The sequence below is a fragment of the Photobacterium sp. SKA34 genome, from assembly GCF_000153325.1.
In the GTDB taxonomy this organism is placed as follows: domain Bacteria; phylum Pseudomonadota; class Gammaproteobacteria; order Enterobacterales; family Vibrionaceae; genus Photobacterium.
On record NZ_CH724141.1, the window covers coordinates 724239 to 745063 of the forward strand.

Annotated in this window: 14 protein-coding genes, 2 tRNA genes and 3 pseudogenes; 7 read left to right on the forward strand and 12 right to left on the reverse strand. The window is 39.3% G+C overall.

Translation table 11 applies throughout. From position 1 onward, the window contains the following. Positions 1-240: 240 nt before the first annotated feature. The 8 genes and pseudogenes from SKA34_RS04790 to SKA34_RS04825 all read right to left on the reverse strand — a co-directional run bounded on the left by SKA34_RS04790 (position 241) and on the right by SKA34_RS04825 (position 9251). Positions 241-1492, reverse strand: a pseudogene (locus tag SKA34_RS04790) (SGNH/GDSL hydrolase family protein). Between the two features lie 131 nt (positions 1493-1623). Beyond that, positions 1624-1788: pseudogene (locus tag SKA34_RS23870) on the reverse strand (hypothetical protein); the annotation flags it as partial. A gap of 21 nt (positions 1789-1809) precedes the next feature. Further along, a protein-coding gene (locus tag SKA34_RS04795) for an IS3 family transposase (protein WP_086004105.1) occupies positions 1810-2987 on the reverse strand; the annotation gives its coding sequence in 2 pieces (ribosomal slippage) (positions 1810-2729 and positions 2729-2987; 1179 coding nt in all). Between the two features lie 59 nt (positions 2988-3046). Next, positions 3047-4711: a hypothetical protein gene (locus tag SKA34_RS23490; protein ID WP_006644385.1), complete on the reverse strand. Its 1665-nt coding sequence runs from the start codon at positions 4709-4711 to the stop codon at positions 3047-3049. Positions 4712-4714: 3 nt separating this feature from the next. Beyond that, on the reverse strand, positions 4715-6454 hold the full coding sequence (locus SKA34_RS04810) for a hypothetical protein (RefSeq protein ID WP_006644386.1): 1740 nt from the start codon (positions 6452-6454) through the stop codon (positions 4715-4717). After that, positions 6451-7677, reverse strand: coding sequence for a site-specific integrase (locus SKA34_RS04815; protein WP_006644387.1), 1227 nt, complete (start codon positions 7675-7677; stop codon positions 6451-6453). Before SKA34_RS04815 ends, SKA34_RS04810 begins: the two co-directional genes overlap by 4 nt. Positions 7678-7867: 190 nt before the next feature. Next, positions 7868-8329: a TetR/AcrR family transcriptional regulator gene (locus SKA34_RS04820; RefSeq protein ID WP_006644388.1), complete on the reverse strand. Its 462-nt coding sequence runs from the start codon at positions 8327-8329 to the stop codon at positions 7868-7870. A 220-nt stretch (positions 8330-8549) separates the two neighbouring features. Then, on the reverse strand, positions 8550-9251 hold the full coding sequence (locus SKA34_RS04825) for a murein L,D-transpeptidase family protein (RefSeq protein WP_006644389.1): 702 nt from the start codon (positions 9249-9251) through the stop codon (positions 8550-8552). A 257-nt stretch (positions 9252-9508) separates the two neighbouring features. Between SKA34_RS04825 and SKA34_RS04830 the strand changes: the two genes are divergently transcribed. Next, entirely contained in the window at positions 9509-10762 is a 1254-nt protein-coding gene (locus tag SKA34_RS04830) for a leucine-rich repeat-containing protein kinase family protein (protein ID WP_006644390.1), read from the forward strand. Positions 10763-11100: 338 nt separating this feature from the next. Continuing rightward, positions 11101-12753, forward strand: coding sequence for an AMP-binding protein (locus tag SKA34_RS04835; protein WP_006644391.1), 1653 nt, complete (start codon positions 11101-11103; stop codon positions 12751-12753). Positions 12754-13185: 432 nt separating this feature from the next. Here SKA34_RS04835 and SKA34_RS04840 read toward each other — a convergent pair whose 3' ends face one another. Next, positions 13186-13842 carry a pyridoxamine 5'-phosphate oxidase family protein gene (locus tag SKA34_RS04840; RefSeq protein ID WP_006644392.1) on the reverse strand — a complete coding sequence of 219 codons (657 nt, stop codon included), beginning with the start codon at positions 13840-13842 and terminating at the stop codon, positions 13186-13188. Positions 13843-13933: 91 nt separating this feature from the next. Here SKA34_RS04840 and SKA34_RS04845 point away from each other — a divergent pair. Continuing rightward, positions 13934-15409: pseudogene (locus SKA34_RS04845) on the forward strand (PLP-dependent aminotransferase family protein). Then, a complete protein-coding gene (locus SKA34_RS04850) occupies positions 15393-15707 on the forward strand; it encodes a cupin domain-containing protein (RefSeq protein WP_006644394.1) in 315 nt (104 codons plus the stop codon). Before SKA34_RS04845 ends, SKA34_RS04850 begins: the two are co-directional and overlap by 17 nt. Positions 15708-15866: 159 nt before the next feature. On the opposite strand, the gene SKA34_RS04855 is transcribed toward SKA34_RS04850, so the two are convergent. From SKA34_RS04855 to SKA34_RS04865, 3 genes are all read right to left on the reverse strand, one after another. Further along, a tRNA-Asp gene (locus SKA34_RS04855) sits at positions 15867-15943 on the reverse strand. A gap of 40 nt (positions 15944-15983) precedes the next feature. After that, positions 15984-16074: transfer RNA gene (locus tag SKA34_RS04860), tRNA-Ser, on the reverse strand. 135 nt (positions 16075-16209) lie between these two features. Continuing rightward, entirely contained in the window at positions 16210-16389 is a 180-nt protein-coding gene (locus SKA34_RS04865; RefSeq protein ID WP_006644395.1) for a hypothetical protein, read from the reverse strand. A gap of 324 nt (positions 16390-16713) precedes the next feature. On the opposite strand from SKA34_RS04865, the gene SKA34_RS04870 reads away from it, so the two are divergent. The 3 genes from SKA34_RS04870 to tkt all read left to right on the forward strand — a co-directional run bounded on the left by SKA34_RS04870 (position 16714) and on the right by tkt (position 20771). Further along, a complete protein-coding gene (locus tag SKA34_RS04870; RefSeq protein WP_006644396.1) occupies positions 16714-17283 on the forward strand; it encodes an outer membrane protein in 570 nt (189 codons plus the stop codon). Between the two features lie 465 nt (positions 17284-17748). Continuing rightward, on the forward strand, positions 17749-18699 hold the full coding sequence (tal, locus tag SKA34_RS04875; protein WP_006644397.1) for a transaldolase: 951 nt from the start codon (positions 17749-17751) through the stop codon (positions 18697-18699). A gap of 77 nt (positions 18700-18776) precedes the next feature. Next, positions 18777-20771, forward strand: a complete 1995-nt coding sequence (gene tkt / locus SKA34_RS04880) for a transketolase (protein WP_039859718.1) — start codon at positions 18777-18779, stop codon at positions 20769-20771. Positions 20772-20825 lie beyond the last annotated feature (54 nt).

The window sequence follows — 20825 nt, forward strand, 5'->3', positions numbered from 1 at the left end:
CTAATTTTTACTTGCGAGCATACTCAACGTAAATTAACTAGCACGCAACAAGAAAGCCCAATAAATGTGACAGAGAATGCTTTTATGGAACGCTTATGTACAATAATATATACACAGAAAATAAATTCTATTTATAAACCCATTGGATTAAGCTGCAATAATTATCATTATGCAGCTTAAGTAGCCAGCGTCTGACTTAGCATCACTTCACGCGAAAAATAAAAAGATCAGATTTTTATTTCAATCTTTTGAAAAATTAAAGATCTCTAGCTTCGTTTCAAGAATTTGATTGGCAATATATTTATGAATTGCTGTTGTGGGGTGAGTTACTCCCCAAAAGATATATTTATCTGAACCATGATAAGCACATTCATTGGTTAAATTATGTCGATAGAGGTAATCTTTCGCTGAACTACGACTAATATTTAAACAAGCATCTTTGGCATTTTCAAAACCATATAATTGAGGTTGGGCGATGAGCTCCTCAAAAGTATCATATGCATCAAAAAGAATAACGTTTAACCCTTTTTCTTTGTAAAGGCGAGATTGCTCTGTAATAAATGCATTAAAAGCTAAGATTTTAGCTCTTACTGTATTAATTTCATTTGGGGTTGAGTATTTAAATTGCGGCGCCTTTGTCGCATCGGGCAAAGTGAATAATAAAAGGTTATTAACGCCCGATTCGGTCAAACGAATCAATGCACTACTCAAGTCTGCTTTTACATCTGCCACCTCACGACCGTAATTCATAAAGTCATTAAGGCCAAATTCAAGTGTGATCAAACTATTTTCAGGGTGATAGTTTTTTGCCATTTTCATATAGGTTAAGTAAGACGTAACTTGAGCATAAATACCGGTTAATACCAAGTACTGGGTTAGTTCCAGCTGCGCCACCCACCGCCCAATTATAAAGGGAAATGGCTTTTCCATGAGCTAGATACTCTGTCCACACATAGCCATTAGAAGAATGTCCTAAGAACCAAGAATTTCGATTTGGAAATACCCATTGAGAAGCATTATAAATATTTCCCGTATCAGATAGGCTGTCACCAAAAGCAATAATACGATTAATTACATGTTTATTAACGTCATCATTTGTCCAAATATCATGGTTATACGAATACCGATTATCAGAAGCATAGAAAAGGAAATCAGCAGTATCATGATTTACGCCTAATGTTTCTTTACATCTATGTTTAATTTCTGACTGAGAAACATTGGTGTAAAACATATTTTTCAACCTTCCCGAGGACCACCAATAACCATCAATAGTAAAGTAATCACCTTTCTCATCACGCGCCCATTCCCATTCTGTTGCGGGATCATCATGTTTTTGTGCTGGCCGATACCAACATTTTACATAAGTATAAGTTTGCCTATTTTGAACATTAGCAATATAGCTGACGCTCATCATTTCTGGTGTAACTGGAATATTATCTGCAAACGCTGGTGTCACAGCCATCAAACTAGCTATGATTATCATTCTTGTCATAATTCGAAACTCACTCATGCCGTTTAATATCAAAATCCATACTTGATTAACGGATACTAGATAGGAAAATAAGCCAGCAGATAAACTGACTTATTATGACGTTCTTACGTGTTAAAATGAGGTTGATCTTATTAGTCTAAACGAAGCGTCAGTTTGGTATAGCGTGTGTAACCATGAATCAAGACGTAATATGTGATACCCGGTTGGGCATATAAGTAACACATCTCATCATTCCCTGATCGGTTAGAGCTACAATCAAAGGCTGAGGTTGTCGGCTTTCTGTTAGCTCTTATATATAGATCGGCATCTTGTAGTGGTCAACTAAAATTGGCCACGGTTTTAGAGTTTTCCCAATATAATCGTTCTGATTCGTTGGGAGTTAGGCCGCCATTATATTGATGCGGCCTGAGTTGACAGTAATACCCGATAATGTAGCGGATGATCTCTTGTTGAGCTTCAGCAAAACTACGATAACCCACTGTTGGCACCCATTCGGTCTTTAAGCTTCTAAAGAAACGCTCCATTGGTGCATTATCCCAGCAATTTCCTCGGCGAGATAAACTCTGTTTTATCTTAAAACGCCACAGTAATTGACGGTACTTTCGACTTGTATAGTGGCTACCTTGATCGCTGTGGAACATGACGCCTTTCGGCTTACCACGCGACTCATAAGCCATTGAAAGAGCTTTGCCTGTCAGACTGGAATCAGGTGATAAAGACATCGACCAACCAATCACTTTGCGGGCAAAAAGATCAATAACAACCGCTAAATACATCCAGCGATTTCCTGTCCAAATATACGTAACATCACCAACCCAAACTTCATTTGGGGCGGTAACAGCAAACTGTCGGCCCAAGTGATTTGGAACCTCAACATGTTCTTGAGAAGCCTTTCTGTATCGATGCTTTGGCTGTTGGCAACTGACTAAACCAAGCTCTCTCATGAGTTTTGTTGCTCGGTATCGGCTCAGTTTTAAACCCTGATTTGTGACTATATCTGCAATAGTCCTCGCTCCCGCAGAGGCGTTGCTTGCTGCGTGGGCCTCACTAACTAAGCTGCGAAGTTTGACTGTTTCCGCCCTAATCGCTGTTGGACGCTTTAGCCAATAGTTATAACTACTTCGATGAACATTGAAGACTTCGCATAATGTTTTTACGCTATAGCTCTGCTTGAGTTTCTTGATCATCAAGAATTGTTCAGTGAGTCCGACATCAACAGAGCCGTGGCTTTTTTTAATATTTCATTATGCTCTTCAAGACGAGCTAACTTCTTTTTTAATTCCCGAATTTCTATTTGCTCAGGGGTCATAGGCGAAGCTTTTGGCGTTTTGCCTTGTCGTTCTTGTTTAAGCTGACGAACCCATTTATCCATCGTGGATTTACCCACATTCATGGCTTGGGCGGCTTCTGCCACTGAGTAATTTTGATCAATCACTAACTGTGAAGCCTCGAGCTTGAATTCTGCGCTGAATAGTCGTCTTGTACGATTTGTCATAGTGTCACCTGTTAACGTATGAAGTGATGATATCACCTCTAACTAAGTGACCAAATTCACTATGCCACTACAGAGTGGCTGGCATAAATAGCCGTCATAGAAAGGTTGATGTGCTTAAACTGATGCTTTAGTGAAGCGAGAGAAACAAGACCATACCCAACCACAAAGTGTGCAAAGGTGCGTCTTAATGAGTGTGTTGAAACACTCCAAAACAATTCACCTTTATCATTTGCTTTAATAGGGTTAAGTCTTTCCGCCACAATAGGATTTAATAGGTTGTTCACCTCATCCATTTCATCAGGTATGTAACGAATATCGAGGTAATTACTATAAGATAAAAACAATAAAGTCAGATTCTGAGTATGCAAAACCACATCTTTCAATTGACGCTTAATATTATTACCTGTGTTACTTCTCCCATCGAAACTAAATCGTGGACTAAGATGGATATTACCTGATTCATCACGATAACTATCGTTCAGTACAGTTAAGACTAACAAGGCTTCTCTACAGACTGGCGCACATGCCCATACATCTTCTCTATCCAGTTTCTCTAATTTATTTGTCCAAGAGCGCATGGTGCAAAGTGTAATACCGTCAATATCAACCTCTTTGTAAGAGGTGTTATCAATTTGTGTCAGCTCACTTACCCGCATCCCCGTAAAAGCAGAGCAAGCGGCAAAGCAAGCGCCTTCGATGATTCTAAATTTATCGACAGCTTCTCTTTCTGTTATGTCGTTACATTTCGCATATTCTTTTACATCAAGGAGGGGATTATTGGTCTTGTAGACTTCAAGGACGGACTGATAAGCTTGATTTCGATACGTTATTTCAACGGCTTCCTGCGCCTTTTTCATGAAATCATCACGAATGTCCTCTTCAGAACATGTATTTTTATTTGCCCTTTCTTGTATATCGACATCCGTCGTCAGCTCTTGGTATAGCGCTTCGATTTCAGCACTTATATCTAAATCGACAAGTAAGGATTGATATTCACTTTCCACATCAGCATCAAAATCACGCCCATTCAAGAACTCCAAATAAGCTGATTCCACTTCATTAACAGTTCGAGATAAAAACTGCTCATAGATAACAGGAATAACCGTAGGGTAGTGACCTTTACCTTTACCGGCTATTTTTTTAGCTATCGTCCTTGCTGTTTGACCGTCTTGATAAGGAATAGTAAATCGCTGATGCTCAGGGAACTGAGGATTAACCTGCGTCAACACATTTAGCGCATCTAGCTTATGAGTAATTGTTTGTTCACCCAAACCTTTCAATGACTCGATGATTTGCGAGAAAATAATTTCATTAGATAAATATCTAAAGCGGTTAATGCGAGTCCCTTTAAATATCCTTAATAAAGGGTTTAACTTCTTAAATATAACGATAATGGACTCAATCTTACGAAAAGTGCCAGCGCCTTCAACTTCCAGTAATGAACCTTTACCTCCCCAAATTAACCAATAGACTCTCTGCTTTAATTCAAGCAGTAACTCAGGATTATGCTTTTGGGAGTGAAAGTTTATTATATAATCACTCTCTTTAGCCCCTTTCGTATTAAACAAGTCATTAAAGTTCCATTTATCATCTTCAAAATAAGAGGCTGGGCTACCATCTTTTTTAACGCTCACCACTGTTCCTATTGTCGGCATCGTAAAGCTTGTGTCGGTTGATAACGAATACTTATCAAATAAAGCATGATGATGACTAATACTGTACATAAGTTATCCCTTAAAAATATCCGAGATAGAGTCCTCATCCCACAGGGGATGACAGCCCTGACGCTTCAGATAGGTTTCTGCGGCTTTGAGGTTTCTTTTTTTGAAGTGCTTTTTAATTTCAGTAATGGACGCTTGAACCTCACCAAAATTGTTAATGAAGTGCGTTAAATCTTTGTGCGCAATCAGCGCCTCTTTCAACCTGAGTTCAAATGAAAGAAAACGCCAAATATCATGAACTTCATCAATAACAGCAAAATTTCGACAGACGAAACATTTTATGACGTACCCACACCCTAAACCCTTTACATCATCCTCATCCAATAAACCCACATCCATGTTTGATTTATGGAATTCACGCTTCTGAGGTGTATCTTCCCCCTTGCAAACCCCACCATTAGAAATATCATCTACAGGATGTTTAGAAGCCTCTCTAAGTGCATCAGCTTCTTCTACAGATAAAACTTCACAGTGTTTAGCCTTTGTGGTGGCAATGGCAACCATAGCGCCACCTGTAGGGTTTTTACTGTAAGCGTACAATGTTGACGTTCCCATCGCCAACTCAGGTCTCGCGACCTCTTTTGAATTCTTACCGTACTTATTATTATTCCAAGTAGACTCAGATTGATTACGTGTCCCCGCCATTGCACTTGGACGACCAAGCTTATTTTCTGCATAATTCTTCACGGAGGATTTCAATCGCTCACAATTTAAAGTGAAGCTGGCATTATTCGATACAGCCATTTTTAATGATACCGAGCGCCCCATTAGTTGTTGAATATAATGAAACAGATTCAACTGTGTGGGTGTTTTTCCGTTTCTACGGACAAACAAATAATGTTTATCCAATCCTAAATCTTCTGCGTTTAGCTTTGATAATTGAAAGTGCTCTTCAAAAAACGTTTTCGATGCTGCTCTTGGTGTAAACGAACGTGTCTCTTCTTTGTAACCACGAGTCTTTAATCCCTTCACTGATATGCGATTGCCACCAACCTTATCAACCTTCCATTCATCTTCTATCACGTAAGTATTTAACGCCTCAGTTTGACCTGCTGCCGTGTAATAGATGTATAGCAATACGGCATTATATATCAAGCAATTAAATGCAAACGTTCTTTGGTAATCACTGATAGACTCATCCAGATAACGCTTATACAGCGCCTTTCTATCTGATAGTAAGGCACGAGCAACTAACTTAAGCTCATCTTTGGTATAGTTGTTCGAATCAAGAGCAGCAGAGTTTGTATCAAGATTTCGACGTGCTTTGGGAATCACTCCTAAGCCAAACTTTTTTAGCATGGAGCTATACATAGAAGCCTCTTGCCCCAACGATTTCGCTGATTTAGATTGACCGTGTAACCCTATACCTGTTGTTCTGATTGATAGCCATTGAGCATGAATATAGGCAGCAGCCGTATCCACAGATAGCTCAACTTTTTTCTTACCTTTTTGCTCATTAAAGGCGTGGGATAATATAGCTCGAATGTATTTGAAATGATTAGTTTTCGATGTCTCAGACCACCCCGACTGCTCAACTTTAGAAATAAGAAAACGGACATGCTTTTGAGTCCTGTATTTTAGTAACTCTTGGAAGTCACAGGTATAATTAACCCCAAAACCATTTTTCCAGACATATTTCCATTGATGAATGGTTGTTAACGTATTTTCCGACTGCATTTCATCCGTGGAAATAGAGCGGTAAGTGCGAGTATTTTCTGGTTTACTGCCATCTATTTGATCGGTCATAAGATGCAATCCTCTGCCAATAAATCCATCATTAATTCAGGCGCGATATTCTTCGTTGGATTACCTTCCCAATGGGTGAGATAGTGCATTGTTGTACTCAAAGCTCGATGTCCTGCCTCATCTTTAAGAAGCTTCAACGCTTGAGTAGTTGTGATACCATCCGTATTAACCAGTAACTCAAATTTATTCGCCAGAAACGTGACTCTCGTATCATGATAAATATGGTCAAAGTGCGGATTACTGTTTTCTTTAATCGCTGCTCTCAAGCGACTCCAAAGAGTATCGAGCGTACTGGACTTCTTCCCATCCTCATGAAATCGATTCCCATCCCGAGTAATAAAAATGGGAGCATCTTCATCACCCGTCATAGCAAAATAGAGTCTCGCTCGCTCTTTGTAGCGCTCACTTTCACAATACTTCGTTAATTGCGTCATCAACCAAACGGGCATAGAGATAGTTCGGTCAGTACCACGCTTTGTTTTACAGCCAAAAGAATTACCAATCTTAATTTCCGTATACGTCTTGCCCTTAAACCCTTTTGGAACTTTGACATGTCGAGGTTTTAAATCACAGACTTCTATCGCTCTTAATCCAGAGTTTATCGAGGTAGCAACAATCAATCGAAACTCACCAGAAACACCTGCTCGATGCCAATTATCCCTTATATGCTGAATATCAAGGTCATTCATTGGTCTTAGTTCGGTTTCTTGCTTGGGGCTTGTAATGGTAATATCCGTCAGCATTTGACCGTACTTAGTGTACCCATTCACTTCGAATGGCAACTTGTCGATATAACCGTGCCGCATACAAAATACATAGAACCGACGAATCACAGAAAGGGTGGAAGAGCCGACACTTCTTCTCATATTCCCCTTATCAATTTGCTTATTTAAGTAACTGCGGAAAAGGTAGATTGGGTAACGTTCAAGCTCTTGATTCTCATCGTTCCAATTGAGGCTGTTTTTCGCTAAGAATCGGAAGTAACGCAATAGAGCATAAGAGGTTGGTTCAGTCTCCTTAACACCTTCTACAATGCGACGACTCAAGATATAAGCATTCGCATAAAACTCAGGCTCACCTTCCGAACTAAAGAGTAAATTCACACCCTCATGGCGCATCGGCTTGCTAACAGAATAACCATAAGGTTCAACTGACGCATCCACCTCAATATCACCAATCTCAATCTCTTTGCTTGTTGCCACTAAATGATAAAAATGCTCCATTACCCCCCCCAACCAAACGTCTAATTTAAAGTTAGGATAACAATCTAATTTTATCAAATAAAAAGTTGTTAACTGTAAGCAATAATCAACAACTTATTAGATATGTTGACTGTAAAAAAAACCCACTATAAAGCGGGTTTAATATTGGATCACATCTTAGTATTTATTTAAAAAATACCCAAATAATGATCTATCGAGCTAAACGAATCAAAGAGCGCCCTAGTAAGCGTTCTAATTCATCAATACTTTGCTGGCCATAACGTTGCTCACAAAGAGTAAATAAGCGTTCAATTCCACGATGTGCAAACTCATGTGATGTTTCTGCAGAAGAAATATGGTGGAAAAGTAAGCGTAAAATTGCACGGAATTTTTCATCATCAAGCGCAACAGACCAACTTGCAGAAAATGCTACTAAATCGTTTGTTAAATCAAGCTTATCAACAAACAGCTGATAGATACGTCCATCAAGTGCATGCGCAAAGTCTTGTTTCTTGGGAAAGTGATGGCTAATTCCGGTACGAGAGATCCCTGTTTGATTACTCAACGTGGTGTATGACATTTTGTCGTAACCCAAGGTAAGAATTTGATCAATTACAGCATCCATAATCGTTTGGATGGTTATCTCTGTATCTTCTTTACTACGCTTTGGCATAATGAGTTGACTCTATTATAATCATTTTATGCAACAGTACGATTTCAATGATTATCCTTCATTGAAATCAGTGGCTCGTATTAGTATTACAAAATGTGATTCCCTTAACTAGCGCTAACTCATATTTTTAGCGACATCATGTTGTATCTGGTTAAAAAGCGCCAAATCAAATGTAATTATTTACTTTGCAAGCCATTTTATAAATAGAACCTTCCACCAACTATCGACCAAACTTACTCGCTTGTTGTTCAATATTACGATAAAGGATCTGAGTCCAGAACGGTTGATTCACTGACGCCAGCAATTTCCCTTTTTTCGGGTCATGTGGGCTAATAACTACCTCGATATTATCAAGCCCTGTTCTCTGGGCGAGTAAAAATAGCTCTTCAATACTATAATCACCCATTGCTAAACAACCCGTCGATGCTTGTTTACCATGAATGAAAATATTACTACCAGGGAACGTTCTACCTTCTAACTTTGCGTATTTACGATCAAAAGCATTCGGATAATCTAGCTTCATCGAAAGGTGAAAACGACTATTAGGATTCAACAAAGATATACGATAAATACCTTCCGGAACTTGTTTATCACCTTCACGTAGCTTAGGTCCTTTTTTACCGCTTATTTTTTCGATATTGTAACGCTTAACGTAAGACCATTTACCTTTCTCTTCTGCCCATAGCTCAACTGACATCTCTTCTTTCATCGCAAAGAGTGCAATATTCTGGGGAGGGTAAGATAAACCGGCATGTTCAAAATAACGTTTCATCCGCGGTTCAACGAAAGGAGAGTAATGCTTCATTACATCATCTACGGTTCGTGTACCTGCAGGAGGGTAAGTTGAATACGAATAAGCTGCTTGAACATCAGTAACAGCAGTGAACATAACCAATAATGGCAATAACGCTTTTTTAAACACAAAACCCTCGGTACTTGCAGTGTCATTTTTGGAAAGAAACGAAATCAGTAACAGATATCATCAAAACTAGGCGCTAGTGTACTGGCCTTTTACTATGGTGCAACCGATAGTGTGGACATTTTTACAACAAAATCATGTACGTTATTTACACTTCTAGATAAGTCATTAAAATTCCTATCGCTATTTCGTTAATTGGCATTCACACCACACAAGGTATAATAGGGAAAATACTCTTCATATAATTAGGTCTACAGATTTTGCATACGTTAGAACAGCTACGCTCTGGTGAACTTGCGCATATTTCCCAACTAAAAATTTCACAGCAATTAACCACATTTCCTCTCGAAATACTTTCGCTAGCTGATAGTTTGGAAATCCTAGATTTAACAGATAACAAACTGAGCCAGTTACCTGACGACTTTGCCAAGCTAACCAAGCTACGCATTGTATTTATGTCAAATAACTGCTTTACCGAGTTACCAAAGATCTTAGGGGCTTGCCCAAACTTAGAAATGATCGGGTTTAAATCAAACCAGATCACTACCGTTGATGAAACATCGTTACCTCAAAAACTGCGATGGCTGATTTTAACCGATAATAACATCACTCAATTACCACAAAGTTTAGGGTTACGTCCTCGCCTGCAAAAACTTGCGTTAGCAGGTAACCAACTCACAGAATTGCCAAGTACAATGGACCAACTACATAACTTAGAATTGATCCGTTTATCTGCTAACCGTTTACAAACATTTCCAACTCAGCTGCTTAATTTACCAAAACTCGCATGGCTGGCTTTTTCTGGTAATGATTTTAATTGCCGTCAGCAGGTAAAAAATACATTGCCTGAAGTTGTACCAAGTGATTACACGTTACAAGAAGTGCTTGGCCAGGGTGCATCTGGGGTTATTTCATTAGCTGAATGGAAAAATAATACCCATCAACTGGCAGCAGATATCGCAGTTAAAGTTTTTAAAGGTGAAGTTACATCTGACGGTTACCCACAAGATGAATTAAACGCTTGCCTCAAAACAGGTCGTCATCCAAACCTTGTAGAGTCATTAGCACACGTTACAGACCCTAAACATTTAGCGCTGGTTATGGCATTGATCCCTGCGCACTTTGAAAACTTAGGCCTACCACCAACGTTTAAAACCTGTACGCGCGATACCTTTTCAAACGGCTTTACGTTAACCATTGAGCAAATATCAAAAATAGTGTCACAAATGACAAACGTGATTAAACATATGCAAAATCAAGGCGTTGCTCATGGTGATATTTATGCCCATAACGTCCTTTTTGATGAGCATGCAAATATTCTGGTTGGCGATTTTGGTGCTGCTTCAATTTACGATGATTTATCTCCAATAATACAGCAACAAATCAAAACCATAGAAAACCGAGCATTAGGTTATTTCATTGAGGATTTACTCAGTATTTGTGAATCACAAGATCGCACTTCATCGAGTTATCAAACACTCAGCCAACAGGCGTATAATTACATTCAGCTGTAATCTTGTTAAGCGACAATGAAAGTACATTATTATTGTCGCTTTTATCAATAAAAAAGCAAACATGATCGTGGTAACAGATCTGATACAAAGTCATTAATTTATTCGGTGAGGAATTTAGTTTCGTTTCATACAAGTGTTTTAAATAATTGATTGATTTTATACTAATAAATACTTGATTCAGTCATCCTACCTTCAAATTCAGCCTCTTTATCTTACTGATTTTCCTTACCCAACACCTTGACTAGCCCCTAAAATACGCTTTAAATTTAACAATATAATAACAAACGATGTCATCGAACGATTTCATCCTTGTAGCAAACCATTTAAGGGAAATTAATATGGCTCAACTGCTACCCAATGACATGATCTTACAATGGGCAGAAGAACGTCCTACTGATATCTATCTTCGCCAAATTATCAACCGTGAATTTGTTGACTACACCTATGCAGATGTTGCTGATAAAGCTTTACGTCTAGTCAGTGCCTTTCGTGCACTAGGGATCCAACCAGGCGAGCGTATTGCACTCGTCTCTAAAAACTGTGCGGAATGGTTTATTTGTGATTTGGCCATGATGCTAGGTAGCTATATCAGTGTTCCTATTTTCCCTACGGCAGGGGCTGAGACCATTGAGCATTGCATTACTCATAGTGACAGTAAATTAGTGATTATCGGTAAACTTGATAGCCCTGATGCAATTAATAGCGTCACACAAACGTTATCAGATATACCGACGATCTCTTTAAGCTACCCAGGAACACCTGAAGGGCAATATCATTTTTCTACGTTGATTGAACAACATGCACCAAGCAATGAACGTCCAGCACATACTGATGATGAATTAATGTCGATTGTTTATACATCGGGCACATCTGGGCTACCCAAAGGCGCGATGCTGACTTATGGCGCTTTCGCTTGGGCATCACATCAAATAATCAATCATATTGGATTAGGTGAAACAGAGCGGTTATTTTCTTATCTTCCACTCGCTCACATTACTGAGCGGGTTTACATTTTTGGTTCATCCATTATGTCTGGGCTTCAAGTGGCGTTTCCTGAGTCTCTTGATACCTTTATCGATGATGTAAAAATGCACCGCCCTACTATTTTTGTTTCTGTACCGCGTTTATGGACGCTTTTCCAACAACGAATTCAAGAGAAACTTCCACCAGCAAAACTGAATCTTTTACTTAAAATTCCATTTATCTCGGGCTTAATTAAGCGCAAGCTCGCTGATGGTTTAGGGCTTAACGAAGCGCGAGTATTAGGCTGTGGTTCTGCTCCCGTTTCTGCAGGTTTATTACGTTGGTATGAAAGTATTGGGCTCAATATTACCGAAGCTTGGGGGATGACAGAATCTTTTGCCTATAGCACGTTAAACCACCCATACCGAAGTGACAAAGTCGGTAGTGTTGGTAATGCCGGCCCTGGCATTGAACTAAAAATTGCCGCAGATGATGAGATATTAGTACGTAGTAAAGGCTTATTTTCTGGCTATTACAACAATGATGCTGCAACCAAAGAAAGCTTTGATAGCGAAGGCTGGTTATATACTGGTGATATCGGTTTTATTGATGAAGATGGTTACCTCACTATTCAAGGTCGTAAAAAAGATACCTTCAAAACGGCTAAAGGGAAATTCGTCTCTCCCGTGCCAATTGAGAAACGTCTGTTTGAACTCAGTAATGTTGAGATGATGTGTTTAGTTGGCTCAGGAATGCCAGCGCCCATTTTATTGGCACTCCCTCATCACTTCCCTAACTTTGATCGTAAACGTTACGAAAAGCGTGTTCATCATGTAATAAAAACTATTAACAGAGAGCTAGAATCTCACGCTAAGATCAAAGGTGTGTTGATGATTAAAGAACCTTGGTCAATTGAGAATGGTATTTTAACGCCAACCCTTAAAATTAAACGTCATGTACTAGAGAAAAAATACACAGATATTGGGCATGATTGGCCTAGCGATACATTGATTCGCTGGGAAGAATAATTTTTATATCAAATAGAATAACAAAAGCCTGATAACGCCTTCCAGCATTAAGTTATCAGGCTTTTTTTCTTACCTGTTAAGAAATGGCTTAAAATAATTAGCGCTACTTTTTATTTTATCGCTAGCGTTATTTTCAATCTAATGAGCACATTCCTTAATCCTCTTTTTTTGCTTATTAAACACGGCAATCAGAATAAGATTTAATTTAAATTATCAATAATTTATAAGATAAATTTTCACTTGTACTGATTAGTAAATTATTCATCAAACATGTAAAGGCAAGCGTCGTGCACATTTACATGGTTATGCACGTTTAACAACAGAAGGTCAAATAAAGCATCATCAAGCATAATTTAACCTAAATCGATCTTACTAATACTCAGAGAGCTAAGTCCAGTAATATATGGCTGGACTTAATTTTTCTGATCGTGTTTATATATACCATCGATTTCCATAAGCTAAAGAATAATCAGGTTGATCAATTCCATTCGCCATCTTCTCATCATCTTGTAATGGACCAATAACGGTTTTATAAGGAATTATTCCTGCCCAAATGGATAAATCCATATCTCGCTCATCATCATTTACACCATTACAACCGATTTTTACCGACGCCTCTGTTAATGGCATCACGAGTAATTCCGTCGCTGTAAGTTCTTTTTCATTGCCTTGTCGTACACATTCACTTCGCCCCGGTGCGATTTGCTCAATAAAGTGGTTCAGTAACGCATTTTTGTATTGGTTATCATCAATAGCATCAAACTGTCCAAAGACCATTGCTGAGCGATAATGGGCACTGTGATGAAATGCAGAGCGTGCAAGTACCCAACCATCAAATAACGTAAATGTTAAACAACAAGATTTCCCCTTTTTTAACGCGCGAATTAAACGGCTATTTTTAGCCCCATGGACATAGATATTATTATCAACTCGCCATACCAACATCGGAATAACTATTGGTTGCTCATTTTGCTCAATAGCAATATGTGCAAGTAAGCTTTCGTCTATTATTTGATAGAGCTTTTCTGTCTCTAAAACGGCTTTATTCGGATTTTTCTTTATCGTCGTTCTATCAGTACTTGATAACATCGCAATCTCTCCTATTGATCCACAATTACACTTCCTTCTGATAGACATAACATCAAACTTTGGTACTGTAGATAAGTGCCAGTTTTGAATAATGGATGGATCCAGTTTGATATTAATTGATACCGGAGATTTAACCCTTTCCCATCACCAAGGTTCACGCCAGCAAAGTTTGTTTATTGCTATTCGTGATAAAATAACTCAAGGATATTGACCAAAAAACAGTAAGTTGCCATCAACTCGTCACCTAGCACAAATTCTCGATGTCAGTCGTAATACGATTATTGCCACATACGACCAACTAGTTGCTGAAGGTTATATTCTAAGCCAAGCAGGTAGCGGTTTTTATGTCGCAGCCACCCTACCAGATCATTACCTCACGACAACGAGCAGTGAACATTCATTTAAACAACCCACAATCAAACAGCAAATAAACACAACGAATAATGCCTTTGCTCCTGGCGTGCCAGATCTTGCTGCATTTCCTAGAAAAAAGTGGCAACGTCTTTATCAACAACAGTTTGATCGAATACAGTTTCTTGGTTGTAACGATCTACAAGATGAGTGGGAATTTAGAGAAGTATTAATGCATTACTTGAAAACATCACGCTCTGTCGATGTCACCGCCGATAGGATCATTTCAACTTCGGGTGCACAACAAGCATTAATCATGGCAATAATGGCAAGCACTCAGCCTAACGATATAATCATTATTGAAAATCCCGGTTATGCTCAAATGCGTAAAGTAGTCAAATTATGCAATGTAAAAATAGCTCCCCTTTCAGTGACTCCATTCGATGGAATTAACCTTAAACAATTATCCAAAACAAAAGCTAAAGCCATTTACATTACCCCCAGTAACCAGTATCCATTAGGCACAACACTTAATATCTCTCAACGGATCCAATTACTTAAATGGGCAAGCCAACATAATGTGACCATTATTGAAGATGATTACGACAGTGAATTTCAATATGCTCACCGCCCTTACCCTTCCTTACAAGGACTTGCAGCTCAAACCAATATCAAAGTGAATATCATCTATATTGGTACTTTTAGTAAAGTGATGTGCAACAGTATTCGTCTTGGTTATTTGGTCGTCCCTCAAGCTCTTCTTTCTCGTTACCTTGAAATAAAAGATGCTCTCAGCGGTGAAACGCAAGCCCAACTTCAATTAGCAATGGCAGAATTTATTCATGTCGGCCACTTGCATCGACACATTCGAAAAATGCGCAGGCTATACCAAGCAAAACATCAACAAATGATCCAAAATATTAATGACTGTTTTGACCAACAATGGGAGGTGATCAGTCAAGCTGCGGGGCTTCATGTTACAGTAAGATGGCACCAGAGCGTCTGTGAAAAACAATTTTGTGGTCAGGCTTTCCAGCACAATATTATCGTACGGCCACTGAGTTATTATGAACTGCCGAATACTATTCGAAACTGGCAGGGTATTGTGCTTGGCTTTGGTAATACCTCAATTGATGACATACCAGCCTTAATTGAGAAATTGAAAACGTGCTTCAACCACCTGTTAATGGAAAACAGACATGATGAATATTTTTAGTCAATTACCTGTCAAACTCGATAATGAAGAATTTATCGACTTACTTAAAACCGATTCTGTACGTGTCGAACGCATTGTCTCTCAAGGACATGTAACACCAATTGATGAATGGTACGATCAATCTGAAAATGAATGGATTATCGTATTAGAGGGTAAAGCAGAGATCACCTTTGATAATAATGAAATTGTAACATTAGAGAAAGGCGATCATCTTTATATTCCTGCTCACCAAAAACACCGTGTTAGTTGGACTGAACCAAATAAACTGACGATTTGGTTAGCAGTATTTTTTGATTAACAAAATCACTACGTTAATTGACAGCATTATGTTAGTGAAATAGCAGTGTAGGCATTCCAGCGGGACTCTCGACCTCGGCTAGGTGCATCAATATATACCACAAAAGCTTAAATTTAGACACAAAAAAGCCCCGTCATTTCTGACGAGGCTTCGTTGTATTGGCGGAGCGGACGGGACTCGAACCCGCGACCCCCGGCGTGACAGGCCGGTATTCTAACCAACTGAACTACCGCTCCAATTCTTTATGAAATCCGATAGCATCGAATCTCTAGAATATGGCGGAGAGATAGGGATTTGAACCCTAGATACGCTATAAACGTATGCCGGTTTTCAAGACCGGTGCTTTCAACCACTCAGCCATCTCTCCGTAATGGCGGCGAATAATACCTAGCAATCACTCACCTGTAAAGCCTATTTTTAAACAAATTCATCATTCGTTTAAAAAACAGGCTTTAGCGCGCATTTTTACCTAAATATTATACGTGGACAATTTTAATTTTCTTTATCCTGCTAATTTTTCAGCATTAATCTGCACTTCAAGTTTTTCTCGACCTTGAGGCGTTATACGTAAACATTCATCAAATTGACTAAAACGCTGACTTTCAATCTGATAATAAGCTGCCAGTAAATCAGGTTCTATCCCGACTCGTCGCTGACGCGTTTCTTTTAAACTTAAATCCATTAGCTATGCACAATTAATATTATCTAATGGCTGACTTTCAGTTTTTCTAGATAACACGCATTGAATACACATTCACCAAAAGTAACAAAAATTGCTTATAAAGATGAATTTTAACGCCATTCATTCACTATTAATGCGTTTTGTGTGAATCATGTCCGTAAATTGTTAGCTCAATGTCAAATAAACCCGAGCAATAAAACACCTTTCAATTCCATGACATTTAGCTTGTGAATGAACCATATTCTCCCCGTCAGCAGTTAGTGACACTCAAGAGTTAGAGTATTAACTCTTGAAAAACCAAAAAAAAAACATAAGGAAATTATGATGAAAAAGATTCTATTACCATTAGCACTTGTTCTTACAACAGCATCTGGCGCAGCTCTTGCCGATCAGACAGGTCCATACATAGGTGCAAGCGTTGGTAATGCAACTACGGATCTTAAAGCTGACCATTGGGAATATAACTACGACGAAAATGTACTTGCATACGGCGTATACGGTGGTTACAACTTCACTGAAAACCTTGGTCTTGAAGCAACATTAGGTCAAACAGGCGAGCAAGATAACATTAAAAAAGGTTACGCGACTCTGACTCCTCGTTTAATGATGCCAATTAATGATCAATTATCTCTATTTGCTAAAGCTGGTGTCGCTTACGTTGCTGTTGATGGCGATTACGATGGCGCCGGTGATATTAACCGTCACGATATTGATGTTGATGGTTTTGGCTGGACTGCGGGTGCGGGTGTTAACTTTGCAGTTGCTGAACATGTCGATCTTCGTGCAGGTATTGACTACCTATCAACAGATCTTGAAAAAGCGGATAACGATAAAGATTTAAACATCGATTCAGAAACAACGATGTACTATGTAGGTGTTAACTACAACTTCTAATGTAGTGTGATCATCTCTACGTGAAAAAAAGCCATTAACGAAAGTTAATGGCTTTTTTCATTATTACCATAAAGTACGTTAGATATTTTACCCAATATTTTTGTGGAATTTTTATTTGTTTATCTCTTTAAAAATGAACATATGCCCAAGTAAGTGATCATCCGCTCACCATTAAAAACCAAAAAAATTGTAGTTAATATCAACATCTCGCAGACAAAGTGAATTAGACCTACTTTTATTGGGATCTAAAGGGGATTTATTCGCATGTTGAATTGACAAAAACACTTAAAAAGTCGATTATCGATTTATCAAATGCTCTTACTTAAACCATTCGCTCACTGAGTGCGTGAATGGCTTTGTATGAACAGGTTAAGAATAAGTAATAAATTCTTTTGAGCATGACAGCATTTCACGTTATAAATAGTGGCTGGCATGGCATAAGTCCTATAGATAAGGTCAATAGATATGAGCACAAAATTAGAACAACTACGCGCACTAACTACTGTTGTAGCAGATACTGGCGATATTAAAGACATTAAAAAATACCAACCAGAAGACGCGACAACTAACCCATCTTTGATCTTAAAAGCTGCACAAATCGCTGAGTACGCACCACTTATCGATGCTTCTATCGCTTACGCAAAAGCACAAGGCGATGATAAAGCACAACAAGTACAAGATACTTGCGATATGCTTGCAGTAAGCATTGGTAAAGAAATTCTTAACGTTGTACCTGGTCGTATTTCAACTGAAGTTGATGCTCGCCTTTCTTACGATACAGAAGGCAGTGTTACAAAAGCACGTCAACTTATCAAAATGTACAACGATGCAGGTATTAGCAACGATCGTATCCTCATCAAACTTGCTTCTACTTGGGAAGGTATCCGTGCAGCGGAAATCCTAGAAAAAGAAGGTATCAACTGTAACCTAACTCTTCTATTCTCTTTTGCGCAGGCTCGTGCTTGTGCTGAAGCTGGCGTCTTCCTTATTTCGCCATTCGTTGGTCGTATTATGGACTGGTACAAAGCGAAAGAAGGTCGTGATTTTGCACCACAAGAAGATCCAGGTGTGATTTCTGTAACGAATATCTATAACTACTACAAAGAACACGGTTACAATACTGTAGTTATGGGCGCAAGCTTCCGTAATACTGGTGAAATTCTTGAACTGGCAGGTTGTGACCGTTTAACGATTAGCCCACAACTCCTTCAAGAACTAGAAGAAGCACAAGGTGACGTTGTTGAGAAACTAAAAGCAACAACAGATCTGAAAGATCGTCCAGCAGCAATGACACATGCTGAGTTCTTATGGGAACATAATCAAGATCCAATGGCAGTTGAGAAACTAGCGGAAGGCATCCGTAACTTCGCAATTGACCAAGGTAAACTTGAAGCAATGATTGCAGAGCGTCTTTAATCGCTTAATTAAGTATTCCAGAAAGCGGCCTTTGCCGCTTTCTTAAGTTTAAATCTCATATATTTGGTGGAAACACTATGGAACATAAAATGTTAGCGAATGCGATTCGTGCCCTAAGCATGGATGGCGTACAACAAGCAAATTCTGGTCACCCTGGCGCACCTATGGGTATGGCAGATATCGCTGAAGTACTTTGGCGTGGTCACATGAATCATAACCCACAAAATCCTAAGTGGGCTGATCGCGACCGTTTTGTATTATCAAACGGCCACGGTTCAATGCTTATCTATTCGCTACTTCACCTTACAGGTTACGATCTTTCTATCGATGAGCTGAAGAATTTCCGTCAACTTCATTCTAAAACACCTGGTCACCCAGAATACGGCTACGCTCCAGGTATTGAAACAACCACAGGTCCTCTAGGCCAAGGTATTACTAATGCGGTTGGTATGGCACTTGCTGAAAAAGCAATGGCTGCACAATTTAACCGTGAAGGTCATGACGTTGTTGATCACTACACATACTCTTTCCTTGGTGATGGCTGTCTAATGGAAGGTGTTTCTCACGAAGCATGTTCATTAGCAGGTACATTAGGTCTTGGTAAACTGATCGCGTTCTGGGATGACAACGGTATTTCTATCGATGGTCACGTTGAAGGTTGGTTCACTGATAACACGCCTGAGCGTTTTGAATCTTACGGCTGGCATGTCATTCCTGCTGTTGATGGTCATGATGCAGCAGCAATTAATGCGGCAATTGAAGCAGCTAAAGCTGAAACAGGTAAGCCAACTCTTATTTGTTGTAAAACGATCATTGGTTTTGGTTCTCCAAACAAATCTGGCTCTCACGACTGTCACGGTGCTCCACTAGGCGCTGATGAAATTAAAGCAGCACGTGAATTCCTAGGTTGGACTTACGGCTCATTTGAAATTCCAGCAGAAATTTACGCTGAATGGGATGCGAAAGAAGCAGGTAAAGTGAAAGAAGCTGCATGGGATGAAAAGTTTGCCGCGTATGCTGCTGCTTACCCTGAACTCGCTGCTGAATTCAAACGTCGTATGAACGGTGAGCTACCAGCAAACTGGGATCAAGTGACATCTGAAATTATTGCAGATCTTCAAGCGAACCCTGCAAATATCGCTTCTCGTAAAGCATCACAAAACGCACTTGAAGCATTCGGTAAAATTCTACCTGAATTCATGGGCGGTTCAGCAGACCTTGCACCATCAAACCTAACCATGTGGTCTGGCTCTAAGTCAATCACACCAACAGATGCATCTGGTAACTACATTCACTACGGTGTACGTGAGTTTGGTATGACTGCGATGATCAATGGTATGGCACTACACGGTGGTTTCGTTCCTTACGGTGCAACATTCCTAATGTTTATGGAATATGCACGTAATGCAATGCGTATGGCTGCGCTGATGAAAATTCAGAACATTCAAGTTTACACGCACGATTCAATCGGTTTAGGTGAAGATGGTCCTACGCACCAACCTGTAGAGCAGATCGCTTCTCTACGTCTAACACCAAACATGAGTACATGGCGTCCATGTGACCAAGTTGAATCAGCAGTCGCTTGGAAATACGCAATCGAGCGCAAAGATGGCCCAACATCACTGATATTCTCTCGTCAAAACCTAACACAACAAGATCGTGACGCTGCACAAGTAGCTAACATCGCTAGGGGTGGTTACATCCTTAAAGACTGTGAAGGCAAACCTGAGCTAATCTTAATTGCAACCGGTTCAGAAGTAGGTATTGCAGCAGAAGCTTACGCACAACTAACAACTGAAGGTCGTAAGGTACGTCTTGTTTCTATGCCTGCAACAGATCTGTTTGACAAGCAAGATGCAGCATATCGTGAAAGCGTATTACCTTCAGATGTAACAGCTCGTATTGCTATTGAAGCAGGTATTGCAGATTTCTGGTACAAGTATGTTGGTTTTGATGGTCGTATTATCGGTATGACTACATTTGGTGAGTCAGCACCTGCTGATGAGCTCTTTAAAATGTTTGGCTTTACAACAGATAATATTGTTGAAACAGCAAAAGATTTATTAGCATAACCACTTAATGATCATAAAAAAGCCGAGCTTTAAAGCTCGGCTTTTTTCTTTCAT

Bases quoted from the DNA above. Each gene is read 5' to 3' on its own strand.
- SKA34_RS23490 (WP_006644385.1), bottom strand. From the start codon at position 4,711: ATGTACAGTATTAGTCATCATCATGCTTTATTTGATAAGTATTCGTTA.
- SKA34_RS04810 (WP_006644386.1), bottom strand. From the start codon at position 6,454: ATGACCGATCAAATAGATGGCAGTAAACCAGAAAATACTCGCACTTAC.
- SKA34_RS04815 (WP_006644387.1), bottom strand. From the start codon at position 7,677: ATGGAGCATTTTTATCATTTAGTGGCAACAAGCAAAGAGATTGAGATT.
- SKA34_RS04820 (WP_006644388.1), bottom strand. From the start codon at position 8,329: ATGCCAAAGCGTAGTAAAGAAGATACAGAGATAACCATCCAAACGATT.
- SKA34_RS04835 (WP_006644391.1), top strand. From the start codon at position 11,101: ATGGCTCAACTGCTACCCAATGACATGATCTTACAATGGGCAGAAGAA.
- SKA34_RS04840 (WP_006644392.1), bottom strand. From the start codon at position 13,842: ATGTTATCAAGTACTGATAGAACGACGATAAAGAAAAATCCGAATAAA.
- SKA34_RS04850 (WP_006644394.1), top strand. From the start codon at position 15,393: ATGATGAATATTTTTAGTCAATTACCTGTCAAACTCGATAATGAAGAA.
- SKA34_RS04865 (WP_006644395.1), bottom strand. From the start codon at position 16,389: ATGGATTTAAGTTTAAAAGAAACGCGTCAGCGACGAGTCGGGATAGAA.
- SKA34_RS04870 (WP_006644396.1), top strand. From the start codon at position 16,714: ATGAAAAAGATTCTATTACCATTAGCACTTGTTCTTACAACAGCATCT.
- tal (WP_006644397.1), top strand. From the start codon at position 17,749: ATGAGCACAAAATTAGAACAACTACGCGCACTAACTACTGTTGTAGCA.
- tkt (WP_039859718.1), top strand. From the start codon at position 18,777: ATGGAACATAAAATGTTAGCGAATGCGATTCGTGCCCTAAGCATGGAT.